17 protein-coding genes are annotated in these 16,054 nt (G+C 33.7%); 16 read left to right on the top strand and 1 reads right to left on the bottom strand.

Annotated features, from left to right (window positions below):
- Window positions 1-44: 44 nt before the first annotated feature.
- The gene (locus LBV24_RS04120) at window positions 45-1,598 is read left to right on the top strand and encodes a LysM peptidoglycan-binding domain-containing protein (RefSeq protein ID WP_224477328.1); all 1,554 of its coding nucleotides are present in this window, start codon (window positions 45-47) and stop codon (window positions 1,596-1,598) included.
- 21 nt (window positions 1,599-1,619) lie between these two features.
- Window positions 1,620-2,600 carry a DUF4837 family protein gene (locus LBV24_RS04115; protein WP_224477327.1) on the top strand — a complete coding sequence of 327 codons (981 nt, stop codon included), beginning with the start codon at window positions 1,620-1,622 and terminating at the stop codon, window positions 2,598-2,600.
- Between the two features lie 47 nt (window positions 2,601-2,647).
- Here the strand turns inward: LBV24_RS04115 and LBV24_RS04110 are convergent, their stop codons facing one another.
- Window positions 2,648-2,827: a twin-arginine translocase TatA/TatE family subunit gene (locus tag LBV24_RS04110; RefSeq protein ID WP_114301906.1), complete on the bottom strand. Its 180-nt coding sequence runs from the start codon at window positions 2,825-2,827 to the stop codon at window positions 2,648-2,650.
- A gap of 113 nt (window positions 2,828-2,940) precedes the next feature.
- Here LBV24_RS04110 and LBV24_RS04105 point away from each other — a divergent pair, with 113 nt between their 5' ends.
- From LBV24_RS04105 to LBV24_RS04040, 14 genes are read left to right on the top strand one after another with little or no spacing between them, the layout of a single operon-like run.
- Entirely contained in the window at window positions 2,941-3,807 is an 867-nt protein-coding gene (locus LBV24_RS04105) for a M23 family metallopeptidase (RefSeq protein ID WP_224477326.1), read from the top strand.
- A gap of 2 nt (window positions 3,808-3,809) precedes the next feature.
- Entirely contained in the window at window positions 3,810-5,312 is a 1,503-nt protein-coding gene (locus LBV24_RS04100; protein WP_224477325.1) for a GH3 auxin-responsive promoter family protein, read from the top strand.
- A 26-nt stretch (window positions 5,313-5,338) separates the two neighbouring features.
- Entirely contained in the window at window positions 5,339-7,030 is a 1,692-nt protein-coding gene (locus LBV24_RS04095; RefSeq protein ID WP_224477324.1) for a DUF6909 family protein, read from the top strand.
- Between the two features lie 3 nt (window positions 7,031-7,033).
- Window positions 7,034-8,086 carry a hypothetical protein gene (locus LBV24_RS04090; RefSeq protein ID WP_224477323.1) on the top strand — a complete coding sequence of 351 codons (1,053 nt, stop codon included), beginning with the start codon at window positions 7,034-7,036 and terminating at the stop codon, window positions 8,084-8,086.
- Window positions 8,087-8,108: 22 nt separating this feature from the next.
- Entirely contained in the window at window positions 8,109-9,128 is a 1,020-nt protein-coding gene (gene rfbB, locus LBV24_RS04085; protein ID WP_224477322.1) for a dTDP-glucose 4,6-dehydratase, read from the top strand.
- A complete protein-coding gene (gene rfbA / locus LBV24_RS04080; protein WP_224477321.1) occupies window positions 9,128-9,991 on the top strand; it encodes a glucose-1-phosphate thymidylyltransferase RfbA in 864 nt (287 codons plus the stop codon). The genes rfbB and rfbA overlap by 1 nt, the downstream gene beginning before the upstream one ends.
- Before the next feature lies 1 nt (window position 9,992).
- The gene (gene rfbC, locus LBV24_RS04075; protein ID WP_224477320.1) at window positions 9,993-10,532 is read left to right on the top strand and encodes a dTDP-4-dehydrorhamnose 3,5-epimerase; all 540 of its coding nucleotides are present in this window, start codon (window positions 9,993-9,995) and stop codon (window positions 10,530-10,532) included.
- Window position 10,533: 1 nt separating this feature from the next.
- Entirely contained in the window at window positions 10,534-11,385 is an 852-nt protein-coding gene (gene rfbD / locus LBV24_RS04070) for a dTDP-4-dehydrorhamnose reductase (protein WP_224477319.1), read from the top strand.
- Window positions 11,385-12,185: a 3'(2'),5'-bisphosphate nucleotidase CysQ gene (gene cysQ / locus LBV24_RS04065; protein ID WP_224477650.1), complete on the top strand. Its 801-nt coding sequence runs from the start codon at window positions 11,385-11,387 to the stop codon at window positions 12,183-12,185. Before rfbD ends, cysQ begins: the two co-directional genes overlap by 1 nt.
- 1 nt (window position 12,186) lies before the next feature.
- On the top strand, window positions 12,187-12,642 hold the full coding sequence (locus LBV24_RS04060; protein ID WP_224477318.1) for a DUF2061 domain-containing protein: 456 nt from the start codon (window positions 12,187-12,189) through the stop codon (window positions 12,640-12,642).
- A gap of 1 nt (window position 12,643) precedes the next feature.
- Complete coding sequence (gene cysC / locus LBV24_RS04055) at window positions 12,644-13,246, top strand: adenylyl-sulfate kinase (protein WP_224477317.1); 603 nt, start codon at window positions 12,644-12,646, stop codon at window positions 13,244-13,246.
- Window positions 13,239-14,144, top strand: a complete 906-nt coding sequence (gene cysD / locus LBV24_RS04050) for a sulfate adenylyltransferase subunit CysD (protein WP_224477316.1) — start codon at window positions 13,239-13,241, stop codon at window positions 14,142-14,144. Before cysC ends, cysD begins: the two co-directional genes overlap by 8 nt.
- A gap of 11 nt (window positions 14,145-14,155) precedes the next feature.
- Entirely contained in the window at window positions 14,156-15,409 is a 1,254-nt protein-coding gene (cysN, locus tag LBV24_RS04045) for a sulfate adenylyltransferase subunit CysN (protein ID WP_224477315.1), read from the top strand.
- A 17-nt stretch (window positions 15,410-15,426) separates the two neighbouring features.
- Window positions 15,427-15,966, top strand: a complete 540-nt coding sequence (locus tag LBV24_RS04040; RefSeq protein WP_224477314.1) for a hypothetical protein — start codon at window positions 15,427-15,429, stop codon at window positions 15,964-15,966.
- Window positions 15,967-16,054: the final 88 nt, after the last annotated feature.

The raw sequence follows: 16,054 nt of genomic DNA, 5'->3' as shown, positions 1-16,054 counted from the left end.
ATAGTAAAAACGCGTTACTTTTAATGCGTTAAATAATTTAAACCATGAAGTTAAAGGGTAATATTACAATCTACATGTGCTTTATTGTGTGCGTGACATATGCTCAAGTAGATAGTACAGCAACAAGCAAGAATGAACCCTTAAAGGTTGGTGATTCTATTATAGATGGCAGAACAATAAGCACACAAAACAAAATCCCAGCTGAATTAGATACCCTTGGAATTAAGAACCTGCAAGACTTGACCGAAGCCAAGGAATTAGATCAGAAATGGTTGGAGGAACTGTACAGCAACTCGCTTTATGATACAATTTACAAATCTGTTTCAGAATTAACCTACGAACCTGTTGATTATCCAGAATTGACAACTGATACATTGAAGGCAAGGCTTGAGCGCCTCAATGCAAGAACACCTTTTAATGTGGAGTACAACCCCTCCTTGGAAAGTGTAATTAAGCGTTTTTTAAAACAAAGAAGGTCCTCGCTAGAAAGACTTATGGGGCTAAGCCATTTTTATTTCCCAATGTTTGAGCAAGAATTTGACAATTATAACATTCCGCTAGAAATGAAGTATTTGGCAATTGTTGAATCCGCATTAAAACCCAGAGCACGATCCCGGGTCGGCGCTACAGGGCTATGGCAATTTATGTTTGCAACCGGAAGGGAATACAAATTGGATGTTAGTAGCTATGTAGACGAGCGCAGCGATCCGATTAGATCTACAACAGCAGCGGCGCAATACTTATCTAGATTATATAAAATATTTGGTGATTGGGACTTAGCATTAGCGGCATATAATTCGGGACCAGGTAATGTTAATAAGGCAATAAGACGATCTGGTGGTTATAAAAATTATTGGAATATAAGATCTAATTTGCCAAGAGAAACAGCTGGGTATGTTCCATCTTTTTTAGCCACTATGTATATTTTTGAATACGCAGAAGAACACGGATTTAAACCTGAGAGACCAGCTTTTCAGTATATTGAAACAGACACTGTGCATGTAAAGCAAATGATTAGTTTAGACCATGTTTCTGACGTGACTGGAGTAAATATTGAGGAGCTTCAATTTTTAAACCCTTCATATAAATTAGACGTTATTCCCAAAGTAGGTGGTAAGACTTATGCATTGAGATTACCTCGTGAAGCTATTGGTGTGTTTACGTCTAATGAGGATAAGGTTTATGCTTTCGCTCAAACGGAATTTAATAAACGTGAAAAACCACTACCTCAACTTTTTAATCAAGATTCTAAAATTAGGTATCGCGTAAAGAGTGGAGATTATTTAGGAAAGATTGCAAGACGATATGGCGTTAGAGTAAGCCAGATAAAACGCTGGAATGGATTAAGAAGCAATAATTTAAAAATAGGCCAACGACTTACCATATACCCAAGAAATCCAGTTGCGTCACCACCACCAAAGACCAATAAAAAATCAACAGACACTAAGGGCAGAATGACCTATAAAGTAAAAGAGGGTGATTCCCTTTGGATTATTGCACAAAAATTTTCTGGAGTTTCTGTAGAGAATCTTAAAGATTGGAACGATATTAGTGGTAGTAATCTCAAAATAGGAATGACACTAATAGTGTCTAAATAAACACCAAAAAATTCAAAAGATATGAGAGTAGTATATACTGTATTAATGTGCATGCTTTTTCTAACTTGTGGCGAAGGCAACAGCGACGGAAAGAAAGTTTATTTACCAGCGTCTAACGGAAATTTAAATACAATATCTGTGGTGGTAGATAATTTGCTTTGGGATAATAAGGTTGGAGAAAGCATAAGAAACATTTTTGCCGCGCCTTTGAATGGATTGCCATTAGACGAACCATTATTTAAAATTCGTCAAATCCCACCGCAGGTTTTTGATGGCTTTGCTACTCGAAGTAGAATTGTTCTTAAAATAGAGAAGGGTAATTTACAACCAACCACAGAAATCGTTAATGAAGCCTTTGCAAAACCACAAACAGTTGCGGTAATTGGAGGTAAAACAGATGCAGAAATAATTAATCAACTTAAAGAAAATAAGGATAAAATTATTGATGCATTTAACAAAGAAGAGGTAAAAGAAAAACAAAGGAGAATAAAGCTGTCTTTGCTTGCTGACGAAAAAATGGAGGAAAGTTTAGGCTTTACAATAAACATACCTTCTGCATATAGAATAAGCAAAGCAACAGATGATTTTTTCTGGGTGAGAAAGAATATAAGCAACTCAAAAACAATGGAGTTTATGTTTTATGAAATTCCATTAGAATCAATTTCAAGGGGAGATAGTACGATTGTTGATATAGTTAATATGAGAGATCGTGTGACAAAAACGAAAATACCTGGTGAAGACAATATTTACATGAAGGTTGAAGAAGCATATGCCCCCTCAATGTTTAACACCATAATAGACAATAAACCAACATACGAGGTTAGAAGTGTTTGGACAATGAATGAATATCCAATGGCCGGACCATTTATCACCTACTTAATAGAGGACAAAATTAATAACCGTTATTTGGTTGCAGATGGTTACGTATATGCACCATCACTTAGTAAACGAGATTTAGTGTTCGAGTTAGAATCGATAATAAAATCAATAAAGATTAAATAAAATAAAAAAGCCAGCTAAGATGCTGGCTTTTTTTGTGGTGTTATTTTTTATTCTTTTTCCTCGTTTGAAGATTCATCTTTGCTGGCATCCTTAAACTCTTTCAATCCACTGCCTAGCCCTCTCATTAATTCAGGAATTTTTCTCCCACCAAAAAGGATTAAAATTACTACCGCTATTAATACCACTTGGGGCCACCCAATAGCTAAAGGTATTGTAACAAAACTCATAATTTTTAATTTAGGCTACAAAGTTAATAATTAAACTTAAATAACAACGTTGTTTAGCTAACTTTAGCACTTAATAACAATAAGGTTTCAGTATTTTAACTAATTTTGTTTCGATGGCAAAAAAGAAAAAAAAAGAAAAAAAATTAGCCAAAAAATTACTACATCAGTATCGACTTGTAATCTTAAATGAAGATACTTTTGAAGAGCGTTTTGCTATAAAGCTCACAAGATTAAATGTCTTTGTTTTGACGTCAATTTCTGCAATTGTATTAATCTTCTTCACCACCTTACTTATTGCGTTTACACCTTTAAGAGAATATATTCCCGGATATTCTTCTGCAAGATTAAAAAAAGAAGCCTCCTTATTAAACTATAAAACCGATTCGCTTGTAAGAGAGCTTGAGCTGAACAAACAATATTATTCCTCAATCAGAAAGGTGCTAACAGGAGATATTGCCTCTGTTGAATTTAATAGAGATTCAATAATGGAACTCGCAAAGAATGATTTAGATTATTTAGAAGTAGAGAAGAACAAAGAGGACTCCATTTTGAGGGCAAAAGTAGAAAAAGAGGATAAATATAATTTATTCGAATCCTCAATTGACCCATCCAATTTTGTGCTATTTCCACCAGTTAACGGAACAATTTCTGATGATTACGATATAAAAGAAAAACATTATGCAGTAGATGTTGTTGTTGCAACAAATACACCAGTTAAAGCAGTTGCCGATGGCACAGTGATTTTTGCAGAATGGACGGTAGAAACAGGGTATGTGGTTATTATGGAGCATAATCAGGAATTAATTTCGGTATATAAGCACAACTCTGCCATAACAAAATCTCAAGGTGATTTAGTAAAAGCAGGCGAAGTTATTGCTATGTCCGGTAACACAGGCGAATTGAGTACAGGTCCACATCTGCATTTTGAGCTTTGGAGTAAGGGCTATCCGGTTAATCCAACCAACTTTATTGATTTTTAGTAATGTCTTCTATAAAAGAAAAACTTTCCAAACCATTTGCTAGCCTGGTGGCAAAGCGTATAGAAAAATGGGCAAGAAATCCAGAAAAAACCCAACAAAAGGTATTTCGAAATTTAATTAACTCCGCAACAGACACATCATTTGGTAAAGACCATAATTTTAAAAAGATTAGCACATATGAGGAATTCAAGTCCAATGTACCAATAAGAGATTATGAGGATTTGAGGCCTTATGTGGAAAGAGTAGTAAATGGAGAAGATAATGTACTTTGGAAAGGAAAACCACTGTATTTTGCCAAAACATCAGGGACTACTTCTGGCGCTAAATATATTCCTATTACCAAAGAGAGTATGCCAACCCACGTAAAAGCCGCAAGAAATGCGATTCTTATGTATATTCACGAAACCGGCAATACTCAATTTGTTGACGGTAAAATGATATTCTTGCAGGGAAGTCCGATTCTAGAAGAAAATAACGGGATAAAACTTGGACGCCTTTCAGGTATTGTTGCTCATTATGTTCCAAAGTATCTTCAAAAAAACAGAATGCCTTCGTTTGAAACCAACTGCATTGAAGACTGGGAGACAAAGGTAGAGGCTATTATTGATGAAACGTTGAGGGAGGACATGACTATTATTTCAGGTATTCCGTCTTGGGTACAAATGTATTTTGAAAAACTAATTGAAAGAACAGACAAGAAAGTAGGAGAGATCTTTAAGAACTTTAGTCTATTTATTTTTGGAGGAGTTAATTATGAACCATATCGTGCAAAGTTTGAAAATTTAATAGGACGAAAAGTAGATAGTATAGAATTGTATCCTGCTAGCGAAGGTTTTTTTGCATTTCAAGATAAGCAAGATGAAAAAGGGATGCTTCTGCAGCTTAAGTCTGGTATTTTTTATGAATTTGTAGAGGCAGATAAATTTTACGATGAAAACCCCGAGCGAATTACAATTAAAGACGTAAAACTTGAAGTAAATTATGTTATGATAATATCTTCAACCGCAGGATTATGGGCATATAATATTGGTGACACTGTGCAATTTACCTCTTTAAAACCGTACCGTGTGATAGTTAGTGGTAGAATTAAACATTTTATATCAGCATTTGGAGAGCATGTCATTGGTAAAGAGGTTGAGCAAGCATTTAATGAGGCAACAGAAAACACAAGTATTACGGTAAACGAGTTTACTGTAGCGCCACAAATTAATCCTAATAATGGCCTGCCTTATCACGAATGGTTTATTGAGTTTGAGAATTTACCCGAAAATGAAGCGAAGTTTATAAAAGATTTGGACAATTCATTACAGCAACAAAACAGTTATTATTACGATTTAATAGCTGGTAAGGTGTTACAACCACTAAAACTGACTAAGATTAAAAAGGACGGTTTTCAAAATTACATGAAATCTATTGGGAAACTAGGAGGGCAAAACAAAATACCTAGACTTTCTAACGATCGTAAAATTGCGGATAAGTTATATGAACTTCAATTGACTAAATAAGCTATATTTGCAGGTTAAACAAAACAATGAGTAAAAACAATAAAAATCATAAAAGAACCAGAGCCCAAGAAAGTTCTAATGCTATAGAGCGCATGTATATTACAATGCGCCATTTGTTTAATCGCGGTTTTTACAAACCAATGGGTGTTTCTGGAGAAACACTTAGAGAGGCGCTACTTTTATTAAGGCCTGAAATTTACGGCTCAATAGCAGATGAAAAGGCTGAATTAGAGGGACTATTTTATGTAATTGATAGGTTGCCTCAAGGAATTGAAGAATGCTCATATATTAATTTAACCAGTGATGAAGGTTATGCCAATTCGCATTTCACGCCGATAATTCCTCAAAAGCGAAGAAGAAATTGTTATCGTATTGATGACGAACAGATGAATATTGAAATTACCAGAGGGCGATCAGAAATATATGATATTTTAACACACTTAACTTTTTTGTTTGTTGAATCTCATAAAATTAGTGAGCGAGTATTAATTAATGAACGTGGTGATACTACTCGAGATTGGAAAAAGCTGGAGAAAGCGGTAATATCAAACAAAAAGCTTACCCAAAAAGAACGGGAGATTGCCATTACACACACTGCAAACATCTTAGGACGGACCTTTAATGAGTTGACCGAGGCATATCCTAATTTTGCTTCAGAGGGTCAGCCCGAGCGATTATTACATATAATTTATTGGTTGGGAAAATTAGCCATCGAAGAAAAAATTAACAATAACAAAAGAACAATCACGTTCAGTCCAGTTTTAAGAGAACGACTTGGGCACCATATACATGGAGAAATATGGGCAGACGAGATAAAAAGTGTTTTACATAAAAACAATTTACTTGAAAGGCCTATTCATATCATAAGCGCAAATATGCACAGCGTTATGAATTCATTGTTTGCCGAATCTACACTTAAAAGCAATAGTAAAATTAAAGACATTTATGATGTTTATAAGTCATTAAGTGACCCGAAAAATCAGAGCGCTCGAGACAAGGTTGAAAAAACTGCGACACAAAACGGAATGATCTATATCAAGGATGCGTCAGGCACCAATATTGATGTTCAAATTTTTGATACGGATAAAATTGATTTTTCGAAAACAAATTTTAATTATCTTGAAAAACAAAAGCAAAATAAAGCCGTTATTTTTGTTATGGATTATGCTTTTGGTGAACAAGCATATGAAACACTTGACGAACTATTAAAGCCAGTAAAGGTAAATGGCAAAAAAGTTCATTTAAATGTAAAATCCATATCAATTATGGGTAAGGCAGGAATTTTAGAAGGCTGTAAAGGAGATGTCATGATTCCGTCAGCACATATTTTTGAGGGTACAGCTGATAATTATCCTTTTAAAAATGAACTAACTAAAAACGATTTAGTAGATTGCGGCGTAGACGTATGTGAAGGAACAATGATAACAGTTTTAGGTACTTCTTTACAGAATAAAGAGATTTTGAAATTTTTCAAGAACTCAACCTGGAATGTAATTGGATTGGAAATGGAAGGTGCCCATTATCAGAAAGCAATTCAGGCAGCTTCCAAAGTGAGAGGAAATATTAATGGAGATGTAAAGGTTAGATATGCCTATTATGCAAGTGACAACCCTTTAGAAACAGGTAGTACTTTGGCGTCAGGAGGACTGGGAACATCTGGTGTTAAACCAACATACGTAATTACAAATAAAATTTTAGAACAAATATTTAATTCATAGAACATGAGTGAAAATTTACCAAAAAACTCACAAAACGAAGAAGTTGATTTAGGGCAACTTTTTAATGCTATTGGAAGACTTTTTGAAAAACTCTATTCGTTTATAGGCAGGATTTTTAAAAGTTTATTTAAAGTAATTATTTACACTCTTAAACCAGTAGTAAACAATTTTAAAATAATTACAATAATTTTATTTACGGCTGCTGTTTTGGGTTTTATTACAGAAAAATTCACTGAACCGATTTATGTGTCCGATATGCTAGTTAGACCATATTTTGACTCAAAATATCAACTTGCAAATAATGTCGATTATTTTAATGCATTGATTGATGCAGAAAATTATCAGGAACTTTCCCGAATATTCGAAATTGATACTGTTGGGGCCTCTCATCTACTTGGTTTTGAAATGGAAATTGGACCGGAAACCCAAAACGACTTACTTCAAGACTATGATAACTGGATAAAAACAATTGATAGCACGCTAGCTGAAGATGTGTCCTATGAGGATTATATAGAAAACAGAGATATTTTAGCAGGAAAAATATTTTCAATTAAAGCAACATCTACAACTCATGATATTTTTCCTAGCCTTGAGCAAGGTTTTGTAAAAACATTTGAAAACGAATATTCTCAGAAACTAAAGAAAATAAGAGATTCAACGATATTGATTAAGAAAGCTTATCATGAAATTGAACTTAAGAGAGTGGATAGCCTTCAAAAGGTTTACTTAAAAATTTTAGAAAAAGAATCTGATAAAGATCAACTTTCTTTGGGTGAAGGAGGCTTATTTCCAATTACTCAAGAAAGATCAATAACTAGGGAGTATGAACTTTTTCAAGAAGAACTTAGGGCAAGAAGCGCAATTAGAAGTCTTGATGAACAATTAATTGAAGAGAGTGATTTTTATGACATATTATCAGGGTTTGAGGACGTGGGAACAATTGAAAAAGAATTATACACAAGGTATTCAGTTGTATTTCCATCAATTGTCCTGGCATTTATGGCATTGCTTTTTGTCTTTATGAGAGCATTTACGTTTATTAAGGATTATGAATAAACATGAATAAACATGAATAAACATGAATAAATCTAATGCCATATTAATAACTGGAGGGGCTGGGTTTATTGGGTCAAATTTCATTCATTATTATTTAAAAACGTACAACCAAACAAATATTGTTAATCTAGACAAGCTCACATATGCCGGTGAGCTTTCTAATTTAAAGGAGGTTGAGAATAACGAAAGATATCAATTCGTAAAAGGAGACATTTGCGACAATAGCCTGGTTGATGACTTGTTTAAAAAACATAAATTTAGTGGAGTTGTTCACTTCGCCGCAGAATCACATGTTGATAATTCTATTTCCAAACCGGACGAATTCATAAAAACTAATATTTTCGGGACCTTTAATTTATTGAATATTGCAAAAAAATATTGGATGCAAGATTCGTTTGTTTTTAAAGAGGGTTGTAAATCGAATAGATTTCATCATATTTCAACAGATGAGGTTTATGGATCATTGGGGGCTACTGGATTATTTTCGGAAGATACCCCTTATGCACCTAATAGCCCATATAGTGCATCCAAGGCTTCTTCAGATTTTATAGTAAGAAGTTATTTCCACACCTACGGAATGAATGTTGTTACAACAAATTGTAGCAATAATTATGGACCTAAACAACATAAGGAAAAACTCATTCCAACCATAATAAAAAGAGCAATTGATAATGAACCTATCCCAATTTATGGAGACGGCAAAAACATAAGGGACTGGCTATATGTGGAAGATCATTGTGAAGGGATAGATTTAGTATTTCAAAACGGAAAAGCTGGTGAAACCTACAATATTGGTGGGGGAAACGAATATAATAATTTATACATCGCTCAGAAAATATGTGAAATTTTGGACGACGTATTACCAAAAGACAAGCCATATTCAGATCAAATTACTTTTGTAAAAGATCGACCGGGCCATGATTTTAGATATGCTATTAATGCGAGTAAAATCACAAATGAATTGGGTTGGAAACCCAAAGAAAATTTTCAAACTGGAATTGAAAAGACCATCAAATGGTATTTAAATAAATTTTTTCTGTAATGAAAGGAATAATATTAGCAGGAGGCTCAGGCACTAGACTATACCCATTGACATTAGCAGTTAGCAAGCAATTAATGCCAATTTATGACAAGCCAATGATTTATTATCCTTTGTCCACCTTAATGTGGTCTGGAATCAATGAAATCCTAATTATTTCTACACCTAAAGATTTACCACTATTTCAAAAACTATTGGGCGATGGCACAAAATATGGGTGTCAATTTCAATATGCAGAGCAAAAACAACCTAACGGATTGGCTGAAGCATTTCTCATTGCAGAGGATTTTATAGGAAGAGACAATGTGGCTTTAATACTTGGAGATAATATTTTTTATGGCACAGGGTTGGCAAGATTACTTCAGCAAAACGTTAATCCGGAAGGAGGTATAATTTATGCCTATCACGTCCACGACCCCGAACGTTATGGTGTTGTGGAATTTGATAATAACGAAAACGTGATTTCAATAGAGGAAAAACCAAAAAATCCTAAATCTAATTATGCAGTACCAGGTATTTATTTTTATGACAATTCAGTAGTTGAAAAGACCAAGAAAATAAGCCCAAGCGCAAGAGGAGAACTAGAAATTACAGATGTTAATAAAGCATATTTAGAAGAGGGTAAATTAAAAGTAAGTATTCTTGACAAAGGAACAGCTTGGCTAGACACAGGAACATTTAATTCCCTAATGCAAGCATCTCAATTTGTACAAGTTATAGAAGAGAGACAAGGTTTAAAGATTGGTTCAATCGAAGAAGCAGCACTTAAAATGGGCTATATCGATGAGCAACAATTCAATAAAGTTATAGAACCTTTAACCAAAAGTGGCTATGGCAAACACTTGCGAAGTTTAATAACTAAATAGAATGATTGTAGAAAAGACAAACCTTAAAGGATCATTCATAATACAACCAAGGGTTTATAATGACGAGAGAGGTTATTTTATAGAGTCTTTTAATCAAAAAGATTTTAAAGAATACACGGGACTGGATATTTCTTTTGTACAAGATAACGAGTCTAAGTCTTTATATGGTGTATTACGCGGTTTGCATTTTCAAACCGGGCAACACGCACAAGCAAAACTTATTAGAGCTATTAAAGGGCGTATAATGGATGTAATAGTTGACATAAGGCAAGGCTCAGACACATATGGCCAACACTTTAGTATTGAGATATCAGAAGAGAATAAAAAACAACTTTTTATACCTCGAGGTTTTGCTCATGGATTTGTTGTACTTTCAGAAGAGGCTATAATATCTTATAAATGCGATAATTTTTATAATAAAGATTCAGAACGAGGAATAATATATAATGATTCAAGTTTAGACATAGACTGGAAAGTAAGTCGGCAAGATTTAATAATATCCAGTAAGGATCTTTCCTTACCAAAATTTAAAAATATTTAATATGGCAAGGGTATTGGTAACTGGATCTGATGGCCAACTTGGTATGTGTCTTCGTGAAATCCAATCGCAATATCCAGATATTTCATTTCATTTTACGAACAAAAACAAACTTGATATTACCAAGAAAAGAGAGCTAAATAGTTTTTTTAGTAGTAATAAAATTAATTGGTGTATCAATTGTGCAGCATACACCAATGTTGACAAAGCAGAAGAAGAGCCAGACAGCGCAAGCCTTATTAATAAAAAAGGAGCAGAAATTTTAGCTGAAGTCACCAACACCCAAAATGTTACTTTAATTCATGTTTCAACAGATTTTGTGTTTGATGGTAAACAAAAGAACCCTTATACAGAAAATGACAGGACTAACCCCATTAATATATATGGTAAAACAAAATTAGATGGAGAGAAAAGCATTGTTAAACTAAATCAAAACCATTTTATAATTAGAACATCTTGGTTGTATTCTAAGTATAAAAGCAACTTTTTAAAAACTATGTTGAAACTTGCCACAGAAAAGAACAAAATAAATGTTGTAAGTGATCAATTTGGTTCGCCAACAAATGCTATAGATCTTGCTCATGTAATTTTAAAATTAATATTGGTGGATTCAAAGTCATATGGTATATATCATTTCAGTAATGAAGGAGTTGTGAGCTGGTTTGAATTTGCCAAGACAATTTTCAAGGAAAAACAAATTGATATTGAAGTAAATCCCATAAAAACAGAAAACTATATAACATTGGCAAAACGTCCATTATATAGTGTTTTAGATAAAACAAAAATAAAAGAAACCTTTAATTTGTCTATACCCTTTTGGAAAGACAGTTTGAAAGAAACAATTTCAAAATTATGATCAACAAAAATCTAGAAATAGCAATAAAAGCATCTTTAAAAGCAGGTAAAGAGATAATGAATGTTTATGATTCTGTATTTGAAGTAGAGTACAAAGATGATAAGTCGCCTCTTACTGAGGCAGACAAAAAGGCAAATGATGTAATAAATAAATTTTTAATTCCAACAGAAATCCCAATTATTAGTGAGGAGAATAAGCAAATTGATTTCGATGTTAGAAAAAATTGGTCTAAATGTTGGATTGTAGACCCGGTTGATGGTACAAAAGAATTTATTAAAAGAAACGGTGAATTTACTGTGAACATTGCTTTGGTTAACAAGGGAGTCCCTGAGCTTGGTGTTATATATGTTCCTGCATTAAAAACACTGTATTTCTCTGATGTAAAGCAGAATTTGGCCTATAAATCAATAATTAATGAACATGATGTTTCCATAGAGAAAGCCATACAATTATCAACACCAATAAAACCCAAATCACATTCATCATTAGTTGAAGTTGTTGGTAGCAGGTCTCATATGAGCCAAGAAACCCTCGATTTTGTTGAACATTTAAAATCCTTAGGCAAAGATGTAGAAATTGTATCAAAAGGAAGTTCTTTAAAGTTTTGTATTGTGGCTGAGGGCAATGCGGATATTTATCCTAGATTTGCACCAACTATGGAATGGGATACTGCGGCTGGACATGCAATATGTAATGCTGTTGGATTAGAAGTAATTTCAAAGGAGACTGACAAGCCCCTTTTATATAACAAAAAGAATTTGTTAAATCCTTGGTTCATAGTCTCAAAGGGAAAAAACTAGAATGACGACCTACAGAAAAGAATCACATATACGAAGCCTTTTAAAAGGTATATCATGGAGGATTGTTGCCACGACTGACACAATACTTATTGTGCTTCTCATAACATGTCTTCAGGGTCAATGTAGTATTGATCACGCCATTAAGATTGGCTTAGTTGAATTTTTGTTGAAACTCTTAGTTTATTATGTACACGAACGTATATGGCAAAGGGCTTTAAGCGATGGCGTAGTAACCAAAAAAGAGACTTTTTTCAAAACAATTTCATGGCGCATTATTGCAACAACAATGACATTCTTAATTTCTGGAGCAATATTAAATGCTTATGATGAGATTGCCCTTTATATAGCCCTCACTGAATTATTCACGAAATTTGTTCTTTACTATTTGCACGAAAGACTTTGGTTGACATTGCCTTTGGGAAAAATAAGAAACTACATATTTGGAAAAAAGAATTGATATGTCAAAAAACATTGTTCCTCACAACTATCACATAACAAAACAGGATAGATTAAAAAAAAACAACCATAAAAGTTTGTTGCTTTGGTTTACTGGTCTGTCAGGATCAGGTAAATCTACAATTGCTAATTTGGTAGAGAACGCTTTGTTTAATGATGGGATTAACACTTATTCGCTTGATGGAGACAATATAAGAAAAGGAATAAACAACGACCTTTCATTTTCGGCTGAAGACAGAACGGAAAATATTAGAAGAATTGCTGAGGTTGCAAATTTAATGTTAGATTCTGGCTTGGTGGTCTTAGCTGCATTTGTGTCTCCCTACAAAAAAGATCGAGAGAACATTAGAACTATCGTTAAAGATGTTAACTTTGTCGAAATTTATGTCAATACAAGTCTCGAAGAGTGTGAGAGAAGAGATGTTAAGGGGCTTTATAAAAAGGCGAGACTTGGAGAAATAAAAAACATGACTGGGATTTCTGCTCCATATGAAGCACCAGAAAACCCAGATATAGAAATAAACACTGAAGAAGAAAATATTGAAGATTCTGTAATGAGAATAGTCGATTTTATAAAACCTAAACTAAATCTCAAAAATGCGTAAGTATTATTTAAACTATTTGGATGAACTAGAAAGTGAGGCAATTTTTGTTCTTAGAGAAGTGTGGGCACAATTTGATAATCCTGTTATTTTGTTTTCAGGCGGAAAGGATTCAATAGTAGTAGCTCATTTAGCAAAGAAAGCATTTTACCCTTCAAAAATTCCATTTCCATTAATGCATGTCGATACAGGACATAATTTCCCTGAAACTATTAAATTTAGAGATGACACCATAAAAGAGTTAGGGGTACAACTCATAGTGGGCTCAGTTCAGGAGTCAATTGATCAAGGAAGAGTTGCGGAGGAGCAAGGTAAAAACGCAACAAGAAATGCACTACAAATAACAACACTTTTGGACGCAATTGAATATAACAAAATTGATTGTGCAATTGGAGGTGGCAGAAGAGATGAAGAAAAAGCTCGTGCAAAAGAACGTTTCTTTTCACACAGAGACGACTTTGGGCAATGGGACCCTAAAAACCAGAGACCTGAACTTTGGAATATTTTCAACGGCAAACATTTCGAAGGCGAACATTTTAGAGCATTTCCAATTAGTAATTGGACTGAAATGGATGTCTGGAATTATATAAAAAGAGAAAATATTGCGATTCCATCGCTTTATTTTGCGCATGAAAGAGAAGTTGTGTGGCGTCAGGAAAGCTGGATTCCAAATTCAGAATATTTAGTCTTGGAAGATCACGAAGAAATTGTAACAAAAAAAATACGTTTTAGAACCTTAGGCGATATCACCATTACTGGAGGAATTGAATCAGATGCTGACACCCTTGAGAAGATTGCAGATGAAGTCTCTGGGATGCGAAAAACAGAACGCGGGAACAGGAGTGATGATAAACGTTCTGAATCAGCAATGGAAGACAGAAAGCGCCAAGGATATTTTTAAAAAAACTCAACATGTTAGACAAAAATCAACTACTTAGATTTACAACAGCCGGAAGTGTGGACGATGGAAAAAGCACATTGATAGGACGTTTGTTATATGATTCGAAATCCATTTTTGAAGACCAATTACAAGCAATAGAAAATACGAGCAAGAAAAAGGGACATGATGGTGTTGATCTTGCACTCTTCACGGATGGTTTAAGGGACGAAAGAGAACAAGGTATTACTATTGATGTTGCTTACAGGTATTTTACCACACCAAAGCGAAAATTTATTATCGCAGATACACCAGGCCACATTCAATATACAAGAAATATGGTTACAGGCGCGTCTACAGCGAACGCGGCCATAATTTTGGTAGATGCTAGGCATGGGGTTATTGAGCAAACTAAAAGGCACTCTTTCATTGCTTCATTATTACAAATTCCACACGTTATAGTATGTATTAACAAAATGGATTTGGTTGATTATGCTGAAGAATCTTATAATCGTGTTATTGATCAGTTTGAGGAGTTTTCTTCTAAAATGCTAGTTAAAGATGTAAGGTTTATACCTATAAGTGCTTTAAATGGAGACAATGTGGTTAACCGCTCTGAAAATATGGACTGGTATCAAGGAGCGCCATTACTGCACACATTAGAAACAATGCACATTAGTAGCGACATTAATAAGGTTGATACTAGGTTTCCAGTTCAAACAGTTCTCAGGCCTCAGAGTGATGAGCATAGGGATTATAGAGGATATGCAGGCAGGGTTGCTAGTGGGATAATTCGTGTTGGTGATGAAATAACTGCCTTACCATCGGGATTTACCTCAAAAATAAAATCTATTGACACATTTGATAAAACTTTAGAAGAAGCCTATGCGCCAATGTCAGTCTCTATAACTCTTGAAGACGATATTGATATTGGTAGAGGGGACATGATAGTTAGGACCAAAAACCAACCTGAGACCTCTCAAGACATTGAGGTGATGTTGTGTTGGTTAAACAACAGTCCCGCTAAACCAAGAGCAAAATATACTATAAAACATACTTCAAATGATCAAAAGGCAATGATCAAAGAAGTTATTTATAAGTATGACATTAATACTTTAGACAGAAATAAGGTTGACAAAGACCTAAAAATGAACGACATATCTAAGGTAAAAATTAGAACAACAAAACCATTAATGGTCGATCCATATAGGGAAAACAGAACAACTGGCAGTATTATTTTAATAGATGATGCTACAAACGAAACAGTAGCTGCTGGAATGATTATTTAATGCAATTTGTTTTATACATGAAGAATACGGTTTTAATATTAGCTATAATGATGCTGTTTGTTGCTTGTAAGAAGGAAAAACCATCAAACATGGTAACAGAACCTACACCTATAATAATTGAAAATGATATTAAAGAATTAATTATAAAACTTAGTTTTAAAACGAATAAAAGTGATGTTTTTAAAATTATGGTTAACAATATAGCTGTAGATGAACTCCAAAAAAAGAACATTCACATTTCTGAAGAGGTTGTTCCAACCTCAGGCATTGATGAAATTTCTGCAAATTTTGGGGACAATAATATTTCAAATAATGTTTTAATCAATTTCGGAAACAAGGAAGTTAAAGAAGTTGAAATTATGGACATTACCGTAATATTTGGGAATAACCAGATTAGTCTTAAAACCCCTGAAGATCAAAATAGATATCTAAATTTCAATAAATTTATTGAAAAAGATACAACATCTAATAAACTAAGAACCAAAAGAGTTAACGGAGCCCATAATCCGACAATATATTTTAAACGAAATTTGGTTAATTTATTAAAAAAGGAGTAACTTTTTAAGGACTTAAATTTATAAGTTTCTAATAGGGTTCTCTAATTTTAAAGAATCAATCAATCAAATAAAACCTTATAACAAGAAA

Source organism: Winogradskyella vincentii (assembly GCF_020166345.1).
GTDB classification, from domain to species: domain Bacteria; phylum Bacteroidota; class Bacteroidia; order Flavobacteriales; family Flavobacteriaceae; genus Winogradskyella; species Winogradskyella vincentii.
This window is presented reverse-complemented; position numbering and strand designations above follow the sequence as displayed.